General features: G+C 57.0%; 13 protein-coding genes and 1 tRNA gene. 8 read left to right on the top strand and 6 right to left on the bottom strand.

What is annotated here, in order from left to right:
• Positions 1-50 precede the first annotated feature (50 nt).
• Together JIF53_RS05345 and rdgC are read left to right on the top strand one after the other, a co-directional pair.
• Entirely contained in the window at positions 51-251 is a 201-nt protein-coding gene (locus JIF53_RS05345; protein ID WP_011785959.1) for a DUF2788 domain-containing protein, read from the top strand.
• Positions 252-351: 100 nt separating this feature from the next.
• Positions 352-1278 carry a recombination-associated protein RdgC gene (gene rdgC / locus JIF53_RS05340; RefSeq protein ID WP_011785960.1) on the top strand — a complete coding sequence of 309 codons (927 nt, stop codon included), beginning with the start codon at positions 352-354 and terminating at the stop codon, positions 1276-1278.
• Between the two features lie 12 nt (positions 1279-1290).
• Here rdgC and JIF53_RS05335 read toward each other — a convergent pair whose 3' ends face one another.
• Positions 1291-4038 (bottom strand): GNAT family N-acetyltransferase, encoded by a 2748-nt coding sequence (locus JIF53_RS05335; protein ID WP_011785961.1) that lies wholly within the window; start codon positions 4036-4038, stop codon positions 1291-1293.
• 203 nt (positions 4039-4241) lie between these two features.
• Between JIF53_RS05335 and JIF53_RS05330 the strand changes: the two genes are divergently transcribed.
• A complete protein-coding gene (locus JIF53_RS05330; RefSeq protein ID WP_011785962.1) occupies positions 4242-5168 on the top strand; it encodes a histone deacetylase family protein in 927 nt (308 codons plus the stop codon).
• A gap of 22 nt (positions 5169-5190) precedes the next feature.
• Here JIF53_RS05330 and JIF53_RS05325 read toward each other — a convergent pair whose 3' ends face one another.
• The gene (locus JIF53_RS05325; RefSeq protein WP_199452002.1) at positions 5191-6120 is read right to left on the bottom strand and encodes a flagellar protein MotY; all 930 of its coding nucleotides are present in this window, start codon (positions 6118-6120) and stop codon (positions 5191-5193) included.
• Between the two features lie 158 nt (positions 6121-6278).
• Here JIF53_RS05325 and pyrC point away from each other — a divergent pair, with 158 nt between their 5' ends.
• Together pyrC and rnt are read left to right on the top strand one after the other, a co-directional pair.
• Positions 6279-7310 (top strand): dihydroorotase, encoded by a 1032-nt coding sequence (gene pyrC / locus JIF53_RS05320; protein WP_199452001.1) that lies wholly within the window; start codon positions 6279-6281, stop codon positions 7308-7310.
• 37 nt (positions 7311-7347) lie between these two features.
• Positions 7348-8013 carry a ribonuclease T gene (gene rnt, locus JIF53_RS05315; protein WP_011785965.1) on the top strand — a complete coding sequence of 222 codons (666 nt, stop codon included), beginning with the start codon at positions 7348-7350 and terminating at the stop codon, positions 8011-8013.
• A 62-nt stretch (positions 8014-8075) separates the two neighbouring features.
• Here the strand turns inward: rnt and JIF53_RS05310 are convergent, their stop codons facing one another.
• Positions 8076-10061 carry an SDR family oxidoreductase gene (locus tag JIF53_RS05310; protein ID WP_014421967.1) on the bottom strand — a complete coding sequence of 662 codons (1986 nt, stop codon included), beginning with the start codon at positions 10059-10061 and terminating at the stop codon, positions 8076-8078.
• A gap of 376 nt (positions 10062-10437) precedes the next feature.
• Between JIF53_RS05310 and JIF53_RS05305 the strand changes: the two genes are divergently transcribed.
• Positions 10438-10737 carry a hypothetical protein gene (locus tag JIF53_RS05305; protein ID WP_153741650.1) on the top strand — a complete coding sequence of 100 codons (300 nt, stop codon included), beginning with the start codon at positions 10438-10440 and terminating at the stop codon, positions 10735-10737.
• Positions 10738-10779: 42 nt separating this feature from the next.
• The gene (locus tag JIF53_RS05300) at positions 10780-13623 is read left to right on the top strand and encodes an insulinase family protein (protein ID WP_199452000.1); all 2844 of its coding nucleotides are present in this window, start codon (positions 10780-10782) and stop codon (positions 13621-13623) included.
• A 69-nt stretch (positions 13624-13692) separates the two neighbouring features.
• Here JIF53_RS05300 and JIF53_RS05295 read toward each other — a convergent pair whose 3' ends face one another.
• Positions 13693-14265: a hypothetical protein gene (locus tag JIF53_RS05295; RefSeq protein ID WP_011785969.1), complete on the bottom strand. Its 573-nt coding sequence runs from the start codon at positions 14263-14265 to the stop codon at positions 13693-13695.
• A 193-nt stretch (positions 14266-14458) separates the two neighbouring features.
• Between JIF53_RS05295 and JIF53_RS05290 the strand changes: the two genes are divergently transcribed.
• Positions 14459-14535, top strand: a tRNA-Arg gene (locus JIF53_RS05290).
• A gap of 25 nt (positions 14536-14560) precedes the next feature.
• On the opposite strand, the gene JIF53_RS05285 is transcribed toward JIF53_RS05290, so the two are convergent.
• Together JIF53_RS05285 and JIF53_RS05280 are read right to left on the bottom strand one after the other, a co-directional pair.
• Entirely contained in the window at positions 14561-15796 is a 1236-nt protein-coding gene (locus JIF53_RS05285) for a permease (RefSeq protein ID WP_023008808.1), read from the bottom strand.
• A 167-nt stretch (positions 15797-15963) separates the two neighbouring features.
• Positions 15964-16533, bottom strand: coding sequence for a glutathione S-transferase family protein (locus JIF53_RS05280; RefSeq protein WP_199451999.1), 570 nt, complete (start codon positions 16531-16533; stop codon positions 15964-15966).
• Positions 16534-16538: the final 5 nt, after the last annotated feature.

The following is a 16538-nucleotide window of genomic DNA, read 5'->3' as shown; positions in this document are numbered from 1 at the left end:
TTCCGACCTGTGTTTAACACCTTCAGACATATGTTGATATCGGAGTAGCAATGAACGAAGCAGTATTTTCCCAGATCGCCATGCTGGTGTTTCTGACCGGCCTTATTGCCTGGATGGGCTTCATTGTTTGGGATCTGGCCAAGAAATCCCAGGCCGGCAAATTCGGCACCATCGCCCTGTTCACCGTGCTTGGCGCCGGTGTTGTCGGCTTTATCGTGAAAACCGTGCTGGTGGAGGTTATGCAGATCTGACCGGCCTGCCGTCACTTTACGGCTACCGCCTGGTAGCCGTATCATCCCTTCCCCTTTTTTCGATTCGACAAGCTCCGACCTGACGCAAGGATTCAGACCCATGTGGTTTCGTAATGCCCGTGTTTTCCGTTTCACCAAACCTTTCGATATTTCCGCAGAAGCGCTGGAAGAGAAACTCCAGGCGGACGCATTCAAACCCTGTGGTCCTCAGGAAACCAATCGCCAGGGCTGGGTTCCGCCCCTGGGTAAGCATGGCGACCAACTGGTGCACAGCGCCAACGGTTATCACCTGATTGCCCTGAGAAAAGAAGAGAAGATCCTGCCCGGGCCAGTGGTGAAGGAGGCTGTGGAAGAGCGTGCCGAAGCCATTGAGCTGGAGCAGGGCCGAAAGGTGCGCCGGAAGGAAAAAGACGAACTGAAAGAACAGGTGATGCTGGAAATGCTGCCCCAGGCGTTTTCACGCAACCGCCGATGCTTTGCTTACCTGGCCCCTCAGGACGGCGTGCTGGTGGTTGATGCCGGCTCCGCGAAACAGGCCGAAGACCTTGCCTCCACCCTGCGCAAAAGCCTGGGATCACTGCCTGTGCGCCCGCCTGCGGTTGAGCAATCCCCCGCCTTCACCCTCACCGGCTGGCTGAACGAAAGCATTGATCACCCGGCCAATATTACGCTGGGCAGCGAATGCGAACTGAAAGACCCGTCAGAAGATGGCGGCGTGGTACGCTGCAAAGGCCTCGATCTCAAAGCCGACGAGATCCGCAACCACCTGGAAGCCGGAATGCAGGTGACCAAGCTGGCCCTGACCTGGGACGACAATGTCTCGTTCGTGCTGGATGAAGAGCTGGGCATACGCCGGCTGAAATTCGGTGAAACCCTGCAAGAGCAGCTGGACGACGTCGATGTCGACGACGCCCTGGCCAAGTTTGATGCAGCTTTCACCATCATGACTCTGGAGCTGTCACGGCTGATTCCCGGGCTGCTGGAAGCCCTGGGCGGAGAAGATCGCTCCGCCATCGTCGAGGAGTAAAGGAACGGAGGGCTACAGATGCCCCCCTTTACCCAGCCGTTCCTTCTGCCAGTCTTTCTGCGGCTCGTTCAATACCAGCCGCAGATCCATCACTTCTTCCTCCGGGTTGTATTTGATTTCGAACCCCAGATGCTCGGCCAGCTGCAACATCGGCCGGTTGTCCGGCAACACATTGCCGATCATTTCCATGGTGCCCCGGGCACGGCAATAATCAATCATCTTCTGCATAAGGGCCACACCCAGGCCTTCGCCTTTCATCCGGTCATCTACCATGACGGCGAACTCGCAACGCAGATTGTCGGCATCGGTCCAGGTACGCACCGTACCGAGGGTCTCTTCGCCTTCACCATCTTCACGGGGCGCATTGGCGATGAACACCATTTCCCGGTCATAGTCGATTTGCACCATCTGGGCCACGTCTTCCCGGGAAAAATGCTTGCGGTACTGGAAGAATCGGTAACGGATGGATTCCGGAGACTGATGCTCGTGAAACAGCCGGTGGGCAGGCTCATCCTCCGCCAGCACCGGGCGAATAATCACGCGGCGACCGGATTTGGGCAATACCAGCCACTCCTCCAGCTCTCGCGGGTAGGGCTGGATAATGGGCTTGACCGGATGTTCATCCAGGTCAATGGCGATGTTTACAGCAACGGCGCCCTGCTCATTGAACAACAACGGCGAGATTTCCAGGCCCTTGATCTCCGGTATATCGATCACAATCTGTGACAGCGTCACCAGGGTTTCGGACACTGCCCGGATATCCTCTTCCGGCTTCAGGCTGTGTTCTTTAAGCAGTTTGTACATGTAAGTGCGCCGCAGCAGCTCGCGGGCCAGCACCATGTTCAACGGCGGCAAGGCTATCTGGCGGTCAGTCATGATGTTGATCTGGGCACCGGCTGCCCCACAAACCACCAATGGCCCAAAGACCTCATCACGGGTGATCCCCACACTGAATTCGATGCCGCCAACATGCTGGTAGGAACGCTGGACGGCAAAACCCAGGAAGCCGCTTTTCGGGAAATGCTCCCGATATTCGTCCATCAGGAAGCGGCAGCTGTCGATGATCACCTGTTCGCTGTTGAGCTTTTTGACCGTGCCCTTATAGCGGCGCTGGGTCGGGCTCAGATCCAGGAACGGATAACACACATCTTCGTGGATAACAGTTACATCAATGGGGCGGCGCTCGACTGCGAAGACCTCCAGCACCTCTTCCACGTCATCACAGTAAACGGTTTCAATGGTATTGATGCCGTAGTCGCAGATCACCCGCCGAGCTTCCCGGTTTGACAGATGCCGCCGGCCATCCCGCAAGGCCCTGGCGACCAGTTTGCGGGTGTTGGCCCGGTCGGCGAAGTGGTCTGTAAACGATTCGGGCGTCTCGGTCAGCAGCCGCTGAATGCGCTGATGCCGAACATGCTGCATAAACGCCATCACCGCTTTTTCCGGGTTAAAGAACGATGGCAGCCCAGCCCGGTAAAACTCTTCCCGGGAATCCATCACCGTGCTCTGCCCCAACCAGCAGGTAAAGATGTTCAGGCGGGTGCCCTTGGACGCCTGCACCACGGAATCGGCAATCTGCAGGCTGTCTTCGATCAGTGTGGGTGCGTACATCACCAGTACGTTAGCCACGTTAGGGTCCTTCGCCAGAATCTTGATGGCCTTGCCATAGAGCTCGGGCGTGGCGTCATAGTTCAGGTCGATGGGGTTCTTGCGGGTCCAGTACGGCGGCAACAGTTCTCCCAGTTCCCTGACCGTATCTTCCGACAGCTCCGCCAGTTCACCGCCGAGATCCGCCAGCCGGTCCACCGCCAATACGCCGGGGCCCACGCCGTTGGCCATGATGGCCAGGGATTCCCGACGCAGCGGGCGCATCCGGGTCAGGGTTTCCAGGGCATCAAACATCTGGCCAAGCCCGTCCACCCTCAACACACCGGCGCGTTGAAGCATGGCATCGTAGACCGGGTCGCTGCGTTTGATACCAGCGGGCAAGGCATGGGTAAACCACTCGGATTCGGGCACCCGTCCGGATTTCACCGCAATCACAGGCTTGGTTCGGGAGGCCACCCGCACCGCTGACATGAAACGCCTGGGATTGGGGATGTTTTCAATGTGCAGAAGAATCGCCCGGGTCTGGGTGTCCTGGGCCAGATAGTCGATCAGGTCGTCGTGATCGATGTCCATGCCGTCACCCAGGGTCAGGAAGTAAGAGAAGCCCACCCCCCTGGCAAAAGCCCAGTCCAGCACCGAACTGGCAATGGTGCCGGACTGCCCCACGAAGGCAACGCGGCCGGGAATGGCCCCCATATGGGCATAGGTGGCGTTCAGATGCCGCGCCGGCACCATCAAACCGATAGTGTTGGGGCCCAGTACGCGGATGCCGGTCTCCCGGGCGGCATCGCGCACTGAATACATCAATGGCTGGCCGGTTTTACTGTGAGTCCGGGACATGCCCCCAGTCATTACAATGGCGGTGCGCACGCCGCATTCACCCAGCTTGCGGATCATTTTCGGCACCGTGTCCGGCGGGGTACAGATGATCGCCAGGTCCGGACTGAAATCCAGTTTGGACACTTTGCGCACACAGGGCACCCCGTGCACGTTTTCGTAGTCGCTCTGGTTGACCACCACGAGCCGGCCCGGATAGCCGCCGCCCAGCAGGTTCCGCAACACCATACCCCCGAGGTTGTCAGCGCGTTCCGAGGCGCCAATAACGGCAATGGATTCAGGATTGAACAGGCTTTCCAGATAGCGGGTACTCAACGCGGCTCTCCCAGTGGTGTGCGCGACAGGAATGTACAAACTTCAATAAAACGGCTTGCTTATCAGTGTATACCTTATCTTAGGTGGCGATTTCATGATGTAAATCGACTAACGAGTTATTAGACCAAAGAAATACGACAGGCTTCGGTTATCCCTGATAACATGAAAGCGATAATAAGCATATTCAGGTTCAGGCATTACCCATGACCACGGCATTTTTTTCCCACGACGACTGCAAGAAACACAACATGGGCCCGGAGCACCCGGAAAGCCCAGAGCGTCTTTCAAGCATTCTCGCCTACCTCGCGGATACCAACCTGCAACAGGAACTGGACTGGGTTCGTCCGGAAGAAATCACCCGGGACCAACTGCTGACCGTGCATCCGGAAAGCTATCTGCACCAGCTGGACCTGATGCAGCCAACCCGGGGCCGGGTGTTCACCGACCCGGACACCGCGATGATGCCGGACACCCTGAGAGCGGCGAAGCTGGCCGCGGGGGGCAATGTGCAGGCTGTCGATATGGTGATGAGCAGCCAGGTAACCAACGCTTTTGTCTGCGCCCGGCCACCGGGACACCACGCCGAACGTGCCAAGTCGATGGGGTTCTGTTTCTATAACAATATCGCCCTGGCGGCGATGCGGGCGCTCACCTTCCACCACCTTGAGCGGGTGGCCATTGTCGATTTCGATGTGCATCAGGGTAACGGCACGGTAGATATTGTCAGTGGTGATGAACGCATACTGATGTGTTCCAGCTTTCAGCATCCGTTTTATCCGCACTCCCACGTGCACCGGCAGGCCGACAATATTGTCAATGCGCCGATTTCAGCCGACTGCTCAGCGGCTGAGTACCGCAAGACGGTTGAAGCCGCCTGGCTCAAGAAACTGCAGGATTTTCGTCCGCAACTGGTGTTGATCTCGGCAGGCTTTGACGGGCATCGGCTGGACCCCATGGCGGAGCTGAATCTGGAAACCGAGGATTATCGATGGTTAACGGAAATGCTGGTGAGTGTCGCCCATGACCACTCCAACGACCGCATCATCTCCACGCTGGAAGGCGGGTATCACCTGAAAGCCCTGGCGGAGGGTGTGGCCGCGCACCTGGAAGTCCTGAACGCAGTATATTGAAACTCGGGATGGCGTGTTCCGGCTATCCCGAAAACTCACTTCCCATACTGTTAGCCTGCAGCAGTTCCGGGCGCTCACCCTGGCGTTGCAAACGAATGGTGGTGCGGCGGTTATCAGCCGGCCGGCGGGAAACCGGATACTGATCACCGTGGGCCCGGACCGTCAGCATAGTCTCATCGATTCCCCTGGATTTGAGATACTCGGCCACCACGTTGGCTCTTTCCTCCGACAGCGCTCGGTTATCAATCCGGCTACCAATACTGTCGGAATGGCCGTCCACGAAGATTCTCTCTACCGTGCTGTCGGCCATCACGTAGGTCACAATATTGTCGAGCAGGTTCATGTCTGCCTGTGACAGGCTGGTACTCCCGCTGGCAAACGGAACCCGGCTGCGCCGAACCTGGTCGAAGTTAACCGGCAGCAGACTGGCAACGCATTCACGATAGCCGGCGTACGGGCCGGAAAAATTCACATTCGACAACTGCACCCGCACGGGCTGGCCGCTGTATACCGCGGCTCGGGTTACTGTCGGCTGCATACCTCGGGACAACCCCTGGGCAATCAACACCGCTTCCCGATTCCCCAGGTTCACAGAGCGCGGACTATCCGTTACCTGCACAGCACCAATGGGGCTCGGTGGAACTCCTGGCCGCCAGGGCGGAGCTTCGACCACTAACTGGCCCTGGCCGGGGCGCATCACACTGAGATCCGATTCGAGATAGAAACGCAGGTCTTCCCCTGCCCGGTGCCTGAGCACGGCGCGGCCAAAGCCAGGGACCTCATGGACAAGGGAACACTCAAAGACCGACTCGGAGAGATACCACTGACTGTTTTCAATACCGGCACCATAACTGGATGACAGCACAGGCGCAGAGGGCAATGACATCAACCCTGCCGTCGCGATCAATTTCAGCAATCTGCTCTGCCTGAAGAACCAATTGGGTGAAACCATAGGAATGCCCCGTGGAGCCTTTAAACCAGTGAACTAACCGGTTAACGGCGACCCGACCGGGAACTTGAGCCGGATAACTTACGATCAGGTTAAAAACATCTGCTTTTCGCTTCTGATATAATCCGCGAAATTTTGCGCTCGCTTTCGGATACCTTCTCATGACCCGACAGATAACCATCACACGCCCGGACGACTGGCACCTGCACGTGCGCGACGGCGACATTCTGAACGATGTGGTGCCCGCCACCGCCGCCTGCTTCGGCCGCGCTATCATCATGCCTAACCTGGTACCGCCGGTAACCGATGCCAGCGCAGCCATGGCGTACAGGGATCGCATTCTGGCCGCGGCCCGGGGAACGGACTTCCAGCCCCTGATGACCCTGTATCTGACCGAGAGCACCACCGCCGAGACCATTCGTGAAGCCAAAGCCGCCGGCGTAGTGGCAGCGAAACTGTACCCGGCTGGCGCCACCACCAACTCTGCCTCCGGCGTAACGGACATTCGCAATATCTACCCGGTGCTGGAGGCGATGGCGGATTGCGGCATGCTGTTGCTGGTACACGGCGAGGTGACCGACAGCGACATCGATATTTTCGATCGGGAAAAGGTGTTTCTGGAGCGGGTTCTGGCACCAACGCTGGCGGCGTTCCCGTCGCTCCGGGTGGTTCTTGAGCATATCACCACGGCCGATTCGGCCGAGTTTGTCCGTAGCCACCAGGGCAATAACCTCGGGGCAACTCTCACACCGCAGCATCTGATGTATAACCGCAATCACATGCTGGTCGGCGGTATTCGCCCACACCTTTACTGCCTGCCCATCCTCAAGCGCAACAAGCATCAGGAGGCGCTAAGAGAGGTCGTAGCCAGCGGCGATCCCCGTTTTTTCCTGGGCACGGATTCTGCCCCACACGCGAAAGACAAGAAGGAAGCCGCCTGCGGCTGTGCTGGCTGTTACTCCGCCTACGGCGCCATCGGCCTGTATGCCGATATCTTCGAGGAACTGGGCATTCTGGACAAGCTGGAAGCCTTTGCCAGCTTCAACGGCGCCGATTTCTATGGCCTGCCCCGGAACACCGACACCGTGACGCTGATCCGGGAACCCTGGACCATGCCGGAGAACCTGCCTCTGGCCGGCGGCGGCATTGTTCCGTTGAAGGCCGGCGAAACCGTTAACTGGCGCCTGGCGTAAACCCTATTCATTCACTACCACGAACATCGGAGTTCGAGTGTCAGACGAAAACAAACAGCCCCACCCCATGTCCCAGCGCTTTCGCGGCTTTCTGCCGGTGGTGGTCGATGTGGAAACCGCCGGCTTCAACCCGGAACGTGATGCTCTGCTGGAGATCGCTGCCGTAATGCTGACCATGGATGAGGATGGCTGGCTGCGCCGGGGCGAAACTCACGTGCAGCAGATCGACCCGTTCGAAGGCGCCAATCTGGAGCAGTCGGCCCTGGATTTCACCGGCATCGATCCCTGGAATCCGGAGCGGGAGGCGGTACCGGAACGGGAAGGTCTGAGCGAGATTTTTTCTCCCATCCGCAAGGCGGTAAAAGAACACGACTGCAAGCGAGCGGTACTGGTGGGCCACAATGCCACGTTTGACCATAATTTCGTTTTCGCGGCAGCGCTGCGAGCCGATATCAAACGCAACCCGTTCCATCCATTCTCAACGTTTGATACCGCAACCCTGGCGGGCCTCGCCTACGGCCACACCGTGCTGGCCCAGGCCTGTAAACTGGCGGGCATTCCCTTCAGCAACAAGGAAGCCCACTCCGCCGCCTACGACGCGGAAAAGACAGCAGACCTGTTCTGCGGCATCGTCAATCGCTGGCGTGAACTGGGCGGGTTTCCGCCGCCGCCAATCGAAATTGCCGAAGAACCCCAGGAATGAAATCTCCAACCCGAAACGAAAAAACCCGCCGAGGCGGGTTTTTTCTTGGCCTATAACGACGATTACCAGTATATCCCCCGCATAATCGCCGCAAAGGCTACCTGCTCGGTAGAGACTTTCGGCTTTTCGCCGGACTTGCTGCCAGCAGCTGCTGGAGAATCCGGGAACATCCGGTAGCCAGTGTTCATAATGATCTCACCCATCTTCGGTGCCAGCGCATGCAGAACCTGCGCGAACACGCCAAGACGGGTGGCAATGCGCTTGGGCCGGTACACAATCGCATCCGCCACCATCTGCGCGGCTTCATCCGGTGTCAGCGTCGGCACGGAATCGTAGATCTTGGTGGGCGCGATCATCGGCGTTTTCACCAACGGCATGTTGATGGTGGTGAAGGTCACATTGCGATCCGACCATTCCGCAGCGGCACAGCGGCTGAACGCGTCCAGTGCGGATTTCGAGGCGACATAGGCCGAAAAACGCGGAGCGTTGGTAAGTACCCCGATGGAAGAAATATTCACCACGTGCCCGCGGCGACGCTCCAGCATGGCTGGCGCAAAGCCCATGATCAGCCGAACGGAGCCAAAGTAGTTCAGCTGCATGGTCCGCTCAAAATCGTGGAAGCGGTCAAAAGACAACGCCAGGGAGCGGCGGATGGAGCGACCCGCGTTATTCACCAGTACATCCACGTGGCCGTGATTATCGAGCACCGTCTTCACAAAGCGGTCGCAGTCGTCCATGTCCGAAAAGTCGCACTGGTAAGCATGCACGTTGCCACCTTTGGCCTCCAGACTGGCCGCCACTTCATCCAGAGTTTCCTTGGTGCGGGCACCAATGACCAGAATGGCACCGGCCTCTGCCAGTTTCTCTGCCGTTGCCAGGCCAATACCCGAGGTCGCGCCGGTGACCACGCAAACCTTACCTTCAACCGTGCCCTTGAGGGTGCGGTCCTTGAACAGGTCCGGGTCCAGATTTCTCTCCCAGTAGTCCCAGATCACCGGGGCATAGGACGGCAGTCGCGGCACCTCAATGTCTGTACCCTTCAGTACCCGCTCCAGCTCCCGGGTATCAAAACGGGTCGGATAATTAATGAAAGACATCACCGAGGGCGGAATGCCCATGTCATCCAGAAGCGCACCAGTAATGCGCTTGACCGGAGGCAGATTCTTGATGCTCTGGCGAATAAACGGCGGAATAAAACCGAACATCCGGGAATCGATGCGCATACCCATGCGGGGGGCATGGCCGGCCTCGCAGAAGATATTGAGGATCTCACCCACCTTGTACGGATCGGAGTCCACCAGATGGAAACAGTTGCCATCTTCGCCCTCCAGATGGGCAATGTGATCCAGGGCGTCGACCACGAAATCCACCGGTACAATGTTCAGCCGGCCACCTTCAATACCGATGGTGGGTACCCACTGGGGCAACGCGTGACGGATCTTCTGAATCATCTTGAAGAAGTAATAGGGCCCGTCCACCTTGTCCATTTCGCCGGTTTCCGAATGGCCAATGACCATACCAGGGCGGTAGATGCGGAACGGAACCTTGCATTCTTCACGCACAACTTTTTCGGATTCGTGCTTGGTGCGCAGGTAAGGATGATCAAGCTTCTCGGCTTCTTCGAACATATCCTCCCGGAAGATACCCTTGAACAGACCCGCTGCCGCGATGGATGACACATGATGGAAATGTTTGGCGCCCATGGCTTCTGCAGCCTGAACAGCCGCCCTGGTGCCTTCGATATTGGTGGCCGCCTGGGCTTCTTCGTCTGCGCCCATGTCGTAGACCGCGGCAAGATGGAATACGTGGTCAATATTTCCTTTCAGTGATTTCAGCGTTTTCGCGTCAATACCAAGGTTTTTGCTGGTGAGGTCGCCGATCACAGCCTTCACTTGCTTGTCGTCTGCACCCCAGCGCTCCCGGAGCCGCTCCAGCTTGTCCTGGGACTGCTCGCGAACCAGAACATACACGGTGCCGCCGCGCGCCAAGAGTTTCTCAACCAGAAAACGACCGATAAAACCGGTGCCGCCTGTCAGGAAATAATTCATAGGTACTCCATTCTGCCTGTTGTGTTTTTTGTCTTTAACCGACACAGATACGACTAAAGTCGTAGCCGATTCCATCGGTCGGCAATTCTACTTAATTGCAACCTTCATGTATCGAACTTTTTTAGAGTTTTTACTCTGTAACCCATTGTTTTTATTAGAGCCATTACTCTAAAAGCAGCCAACCCCACCTCACTCCCTGTCCGGTTTATCGACACAATGTGATTGAGATTAGCACAAGAAACCGCGACCACCGCATTGGGTCATTTAATTACGACCAGGCAATGCAAGAGGTTCTTACCAATGACATAATCGGGAACTTCCAGCGCCATCCGGCGTCACTAACCGAGCCAGACATCAAGGTTTAAAAGAAACTCCCATGCCGAAAAACAATCCGAACACCGAACGCTATATTGCCATCGCCCGGGCCTGCCTGAAGGCCATCAACGACACTGCCGCCGACAGTGGTTCCCGGGAAGACAAGATCCAGGCCGTATACCAGGCAATCGACAAGGCGTTTCAGGCCGAGTTTGCCGATTATCGACAGTCCGTTGCGATCATGGCGACGGTGCTGGAGCGGATCGCCTCTGGTGAACTCGACGCTGACCAGGCGGCCAAACTCGCGCGCAAAACCATAGAACAGAAGCCTGAGAGCGCCAAAAACAACCAGATGCACTGATCCCTTTTCCAACCTGAACGCCATTCCGGAACCCGAGGCCCCATGACTTCGAAACATCCGTTACCTGTTCGATCTCGCTACGCTCTGCTGCAGAGGCTGTTGCTTGTCGTCACCGTGTTACTGGCTCCACTGGCGACAGCCAGTGTGTCACCCACCCAAAGTCCCAACGACCCGAACCAGTACCGGTTCATCGAACTCGACAATGGCTTGCGCGTGATCCTCGCTTCGGACCCGGAAACGGACAAAGCCGCCGCCTCCATGAACGTTGCCGTGGGCAGCGGAAACGACCCGAAAGAGCGGGCTGGCCTGGCGCACTTTCTCGAGCACATGCTGTTTTTGGGCACCGAGAAGTACCCGGAGGCAGGCGAATACCAGCAATTTATTCGCAGCCACGGCGGCAGTCATAACGCGTTCACAGCGTTTGAGGACACCAACTATTTCTTTGATGTCGAAGCCGAGTTTCTGGAGCCGGCGCTGGACCGGTTCGCCCAACAGTTTTCTCATCCTCTGTTCACGCCGGAACTGGTGGATCGTGAGCGCAATGCCGTCCACTCCGAGTACAGTTCCAAGCTTAAAGATGACGGCCGGCGCCTGCTTTCTGTCAGGAAGGCGGCGGGCAATCAGAAGCATGCCTTCAGCCAGTTTGCGGTCGGCAACCTGGAGACCCTGGAAAATACCGAAGGCAACCCGCTTCGGCCTGACCTGATTCGTTTCTGGGAAGAAAACTATTCGGCGAACATCATGACCCTGGCAGTCTACGGCCCACAGCCGCTGGATGAGCTGGAACGCATGGTGCAGGAGCGCTTTGGCGCCATCGCCAACCGTAACCTTGAACCCAAGGTTCACCCTCACCCGCTGTACGACACCTCCCGGTTGCCAGAGAAAGTGACAGCCGAGACGCTGAAAGACAATCGCAGCATGACGCTGTCTTTCCCGATCCCCTCTCAGCAGCGTTACTATAAAAGCAAACCCGCAGCCTACGTTGCCAACCTGCTGGGCCACGAAGGCCCCGGCAGCCTGTTTGACGTTCTGAAACGCGCAGGCCTGGTAGAAAGCCTTTCCGCAGGCACAGGGATGGACACCGGCGAACACGCCACTCTCGACATCAGCATGTCGCTCACCCGGGAAGGCCTGGAACACCAGGATGAGATAATTGCCCTCACCTTTGAATATATAGATCGTATTCGTGACAACGGCATCAGCCAGCAACGCTTCAACGAGATGCGACAGCTGGCCATGATTGATTTCCGTTTCCGGGAACGCGCTGAAGCGCAAAGCGAGGCCATGCGACTGTCCAGACTCCTCAAGGACTATCCGCCTGAAGATGTTCTAAGCGCCCCCTGGCTGCTTGAGCGGTATGCCCCAGAGCAATACAGGGCGATCCTCAATCAGCTGAAACCAGCCAACCTTAAAGTCTGGATTGCTGCGCCCAACCTGGACGCGAGCGAGCCGAACCTCACGCGGTGGTATCAGACGCCCTGGGTCAGGACACCCCTGAACCTCGATAATCCGGCAGCTCCCAGCCTGGCTGAACAGCTTGCCCTGCCCGAATCCAACCCCTTTGTTCCAGAAGATCTCGAACTGGTGGGGGGGGATAGCATGGCTCACCCGGAGAAAATTGCCGAACTGGACGGACTGGATATCTGGTACGCCCGGGATACCCGTTTCGCCACTCCGAAAGCCAATCTGTTTGTCAGCCTGAGAACGCCGGCAGCGCGGGAATCCGCCCGGAGTTCAGTGCTCACACAACTGCTGGTGGACGCCATTAACACCAACCTCAACGCCTGGGCCTATTCTGCCCGGCTGGCCGGGCTGGACTACAGCGTCTACCCCCATCTTCGTGGTGTTACCATCCGTGTCGGCGGTTACAACGACAAGCTGCACAAGCTGGCCAACCAGATACTGCTGGAGTTCGCCAACCCCGACCTTACCGAACAGCGATTCAGGATTGCGCGCCAGAACCTGATGGATGCTCTGGAAAACAAGAGCAAAGAACGGCCGGTGCAGCAGACTTCGGAATTTGTCCAAACCGCCTTGCTGGAAGGCACGTTTCCCGTGGAGGAGCGCCTGGCCGCAGCGCGCGACATCACACTGAATGAGCTGAGGGAGTTTGCCGGCAGTTTCCTCGCCCGCACTGATCCCGTCATGCTCGCCCATGGCAACCTGACACAGGCCAGTGCCCTGAATATGGCCAGACAGGTACAGGCTCTGGTGCTGAACGATCACCAGCGTACCAACGTGGATCGGGCGCGAATTCGCCAGCTGCCTCCAAGCCAGACCGCTGCGCATCTGGCGGTTGAGCACCCCGATACCGGTTACACCTTATACCTGCAGGGCAACAACACTTCCTACGCGGAGCGAGCCCGATATCGGTTGCTGGCACAAATCATCAGTAGCCCGTTCTATGAGGAAATCCGGACCACGCGCCAGCTCGGATACATCGTCTACGCGACCGCGTTCGAAATTCTGGAAACGCCGGCGCTCGGACTGGTTGTGCAATCCCCGTCCGCAGACGCACAAGCCATCGACGCAGCCGTTGAGGAGTTCAGCCAGGCTTTCGCGCAACAACTGGCGGAGATGGATAACACCCGGCTTGCGCGTGAAAAACAGGCAGTGATCAGCCAATTGCTGGAGCGTGACCGGCAACTGGGCGAAGTGTCCAGCCGATACTGGCGGGAGATCGACCGGGAAAATGCCGAGTTTAACAGCCGACAAGCCCTGGCCGACGCTATTCGGAACGTATCGCTGGAGGAACTGAAAGAGACCTTCGAACAGGCCATGCTTGAACGACAACGCGCTCTGCTGGTCACCACCGGCGGCGATGCCGTGAATGATGAAGCGATCCTTCAGACCCTGCGGGATCTCGGCCCTGTGCCGAAGGATTGACGGGAGAAATTACGAACCCGCCCGGCGATGCTTCGGCTACCGGGCGGGTTATCGGGTTAAGGAATCTGGTTACAGATCCACCGCAAACTGATTGAAATACACCACAGACCCAGTGCCGGTCCCCACATTCAGAATGCTGAATGCCACCTTGCCCTTCTCCTGAATAAAAGCAAACTTGTCGCTTTCATTCTTTACTTCGTAGTTCTCGGTGTCGTTTTTCTTCTCGTTATACACAGACAAGGCTCCGTCCTGGCTGCCATGACGAATCTGGGCCATGGAGACAATAATCTGGGGAATATCCTTTGCCTTGTTGAACGTCAGAATCCAGATGCCCGAGTCGTTGGTGGGCAACATCACCTGCACAAAGCCTTTCTCGGCGCCATCCTGGTATTTAGAGCTGGCCAGGTCGTTCATGCCAACCCAGTAGGAGTACCAGTTGCCTTCCAAAGCAACGTCAATGGTGTCAAATACCTTGACCTTCACACTGTTGTCGGGATCACTGACACCCAGCTGTTTCACAACGGTAGTCAGCAGGGATTTCGTGCCCTCGCCGTAGGAGTCAAAGCCACCAAAACTCTGAGCCAGACTGGCCTGGGAGAAAGACACCACCAGCAACAGCGCAAGCAACTTGTAGAACTTCATGCAGATTTCCTTTTTATCCGGTACTTGATCCAACGGCTCCGCGCCATCCCCTGCCTGAAAACAGGCCGGGGCTATGATAGTCAGCGACAACCCACGTGATCTACCCGGAAACGGCAAGACAGTGTGAACAAATGAAAAATGACGGCCTTGAGCCCGCTGCCTCAGGCCGTTATCATACCGCCTCCTTTACGATGCCCCCGTAGCTCATCTGGATAGAGCGTCCCCCTCCTAAGGGGAAGGTAGCAGGTTCGAGTCCTGCCGGGGGTACCATAAAGGCAGCCACCGAATGGCCCCGTCAGAACAATGGCACCACAACACCGCCCGCGAGCCATAGCAGCGCAACCACTACCAGAACGCTCAGCACCTTATCTGTCAGCGAAGATCCGCCATGATCGTGATCATGATGGTGGTGGTCATGTGAATGCTGCTTCTGCCCTTGTCGCCAGAACCATAGCAGTATCGCTGTGGCGGTCAGAAACAGGATGTTCAAGACAGCCTGGTAATTCCACTTGAAGAACTCCCGCTCTCCCATTGAGGTCTGGCCACTGAAGTCCGGCAACATGCCCAGCAGGGCCAGGCTGTAGTGCATCAGCAATGACACAGTCACAATGCCGACCAGCATCAGTGCGAGGATGTACAGAGCCATCTTCCAGCCATAATAGGAGGCGTTGATTCTGAGCACTGGCAGCACAACCAGATCGGAAAAGATGAAGGCCATGACGCCCGCAAAACTCACTCCCTGAGCAAACAACACGGCCGCAAGAGGAATATTCCCCATGGAACCGATGAAGGTGAAAAAGGCTGCAATTGGTCCAACCAGTGTCTGCGATAGTACGGCGAGGAAGCCAGGGTTGGCCGCGTTCTCGCCACCGGCGCCGATAAAGAGAGCTTCAAAGAAACTCTGAGGCACCATGGCGGAGATGATACCGGCTACGGTGAAGCCAATAAGGACATCTTTCCAGACCATTTGCCACTCCATCACATAGGTCTGGGCGATCGCCTGCCATCCTTCCTTACTGGTTATTTTTTCCTTCCAGCTTTTGTCAGAGCTGCCGTCGTCCCCGTCGCCGTCATCCATCTTTCGGCGAGCCTGTGCTTCAAGCCGGCGCGGCCGGGTAAGTCGGATCAGCAGCCAGGTTACAAGAATCAGGAGTACACCACCCACATACTCGCCAACCACAAATTGCCAACCCAGAAAAACCGCGATCACGATACCGAGCTCAATCACCAGATTTGTGGAGGCCAGCATAAACGCCAGAGACGGCGCCAGACCGGCGCCCTTATTGAAGATTGCACGGGTGGTGGCCAGTGCGGAGAAGCTGCAAGAACTGGAAATGAAACCAAAAAACGTGCCGAGCGCGATACTGCGCGGTCCATCCTCCCCCATGGCCTGCTGCATCTTACGGCGGGTAACCAGAACCTGAATCAGACTGCTTATGACGTAACCCAGAATAAATGCCCAAAGCGCCATCCAGAAAAAGCCCAGGCTCGTGGTTGCCGCTTCATTCCATAGCGATAGAAAGTTACTCAAAGCGTTCCTCCTTATCTGCCGAAGCATGCGAAGAGTCACCACCTACCCTAGCGCATAATACGACCAGTTGCTGAAACGCTTACTTGATGCCCGAGCCCCTCGCCTATGCAGAATGGCTTTGACGGAGGGGCGAAAAACACAGATTAAGTGCCGGGCGTGGAGGAACCTTATTTGCGCGGATCGGTTACCGAAACCCACGAGTTGTCTGCGTGAGCATCCCGGAAAGCCAACAGGCTATCGACCCCGGAAAAATCCACCAGGTCACGGAAATCCAGCCAGTCCACCAGACAATAGAGACAGATGGCGGAGTAGTTCCACTGCTCAAACTGCCCCGCTTCCACCATGGCAGACAGCGTTCGCAACGTTGTCATGATGCGTTCGCGCTGAAGGTTGTAGAACATCGCATCCTGGCTGGTATCGATTCCGGACCTTTCAGAAAGCAGCATGGTTACCGCAGAATCGTTGGCGCCATCAATCAGCGTTAACTGGTTCTCCTGGTCCCAGGTGAGGGCGTCAAGCCCAAGCTTCTGACCAAGATAACGGGCGATAACCCGTGAGTCATAGAGCTCCTGATCGCCATCAATCAGTACCGGGATTTTCAGGGTGGGATTAGTACGCCGCAGCTCATCACGGCCTTCACCATAAATATCGAGATTGATGAACTCGTACGGTTCATCGCTCAGCAGGAGCCGAATGCGGCGTACGTAGGGCGACGTGGTAGATCCAATCAGTTTCATGATTT

This window comes from Marinobacter sp. bablab_jr008 (assembly GCF_016464145.1).
In the GTDB taxonomy this organism is placed as follows: Bacteria; Pseudomonadota; Gammaproteobacteria; order Pseudomonadales; family Oleiphilaceae; genus Marinobacter; species Marinobacter nauticus.
The sequence above is the reverse complement of the archived record's forward strand: the minus strand, read 5'-3'. Positions and strand labels throughout refer to the sequence as shown.

Coding starts and splice junctions, on each gene's coding strand:
- JIF53_RS05345 (WP_011785959.1), top strand. CDS start 51: ATGAACGAAGCAGTATTTTCCCAGATCGCCATGCTGGTGTTTCTGACC.
- rdgC (WP_011785960.1), top strand. CDS start 352: ATGTGGTTTCGTAATGCCCGTGTTTTCCGTTTCACCAAACCTTTCGAT.
- JIF53_RS05330 (WP_011785962.1), top strand. CDS start 4,242: ATGACCACGGCATTTTTTTCCCACGACGACTGCAAGAAACACAACATG.
- JIF53_RS05325 (WP_199452002.1), bottom strand. CDS start 6,120: ATGGTTTCACCCAATTGGTTCTTCAGGCAGAGCAGATTGCTGAAATTG.
- pyrC (WP_199452001.1), top strand. CDS start 6,279: ATGACCCGACAGATAACCATCACACGCCCGGACGACTGGCACCTGCAC.
- JIF53_RS05310 (WP_014421967.1), bottom strand. CDS start 10,061: ATGAATTATTTCCTGACAGGCGGCACCGGTTTTATCGGTCGTTTTCTG.
- JIF53_RS05305 (WP_153741650.1), top strand. CDS start 10,438: ATGCCGAAAAACAATCCGAACACCGAACGCTATATTGCCATCGCCCGG.
- JIF53_RS05300 (WP_199452000.1), top strand. CDS start 10,780: ATGACTTCGAAACATCCGTTACCTGTTCGATCTCGCTACGCTCTGCTG.
- JIF53_RS05295 (WP_011785969.1), bottom strand. CDS start 14,265: ATGAAGTTCTACAAGTTGCTTGCGCTGTTGCTGGTGGTGTCTTTCTCC.
- JIF53_RS05280 (WP_199451999.1), bottom strand. CDS start 16,533: ATGAAACTGATTGGATCTACCACGTCGCCCTACGTACGCCGCATTCGG.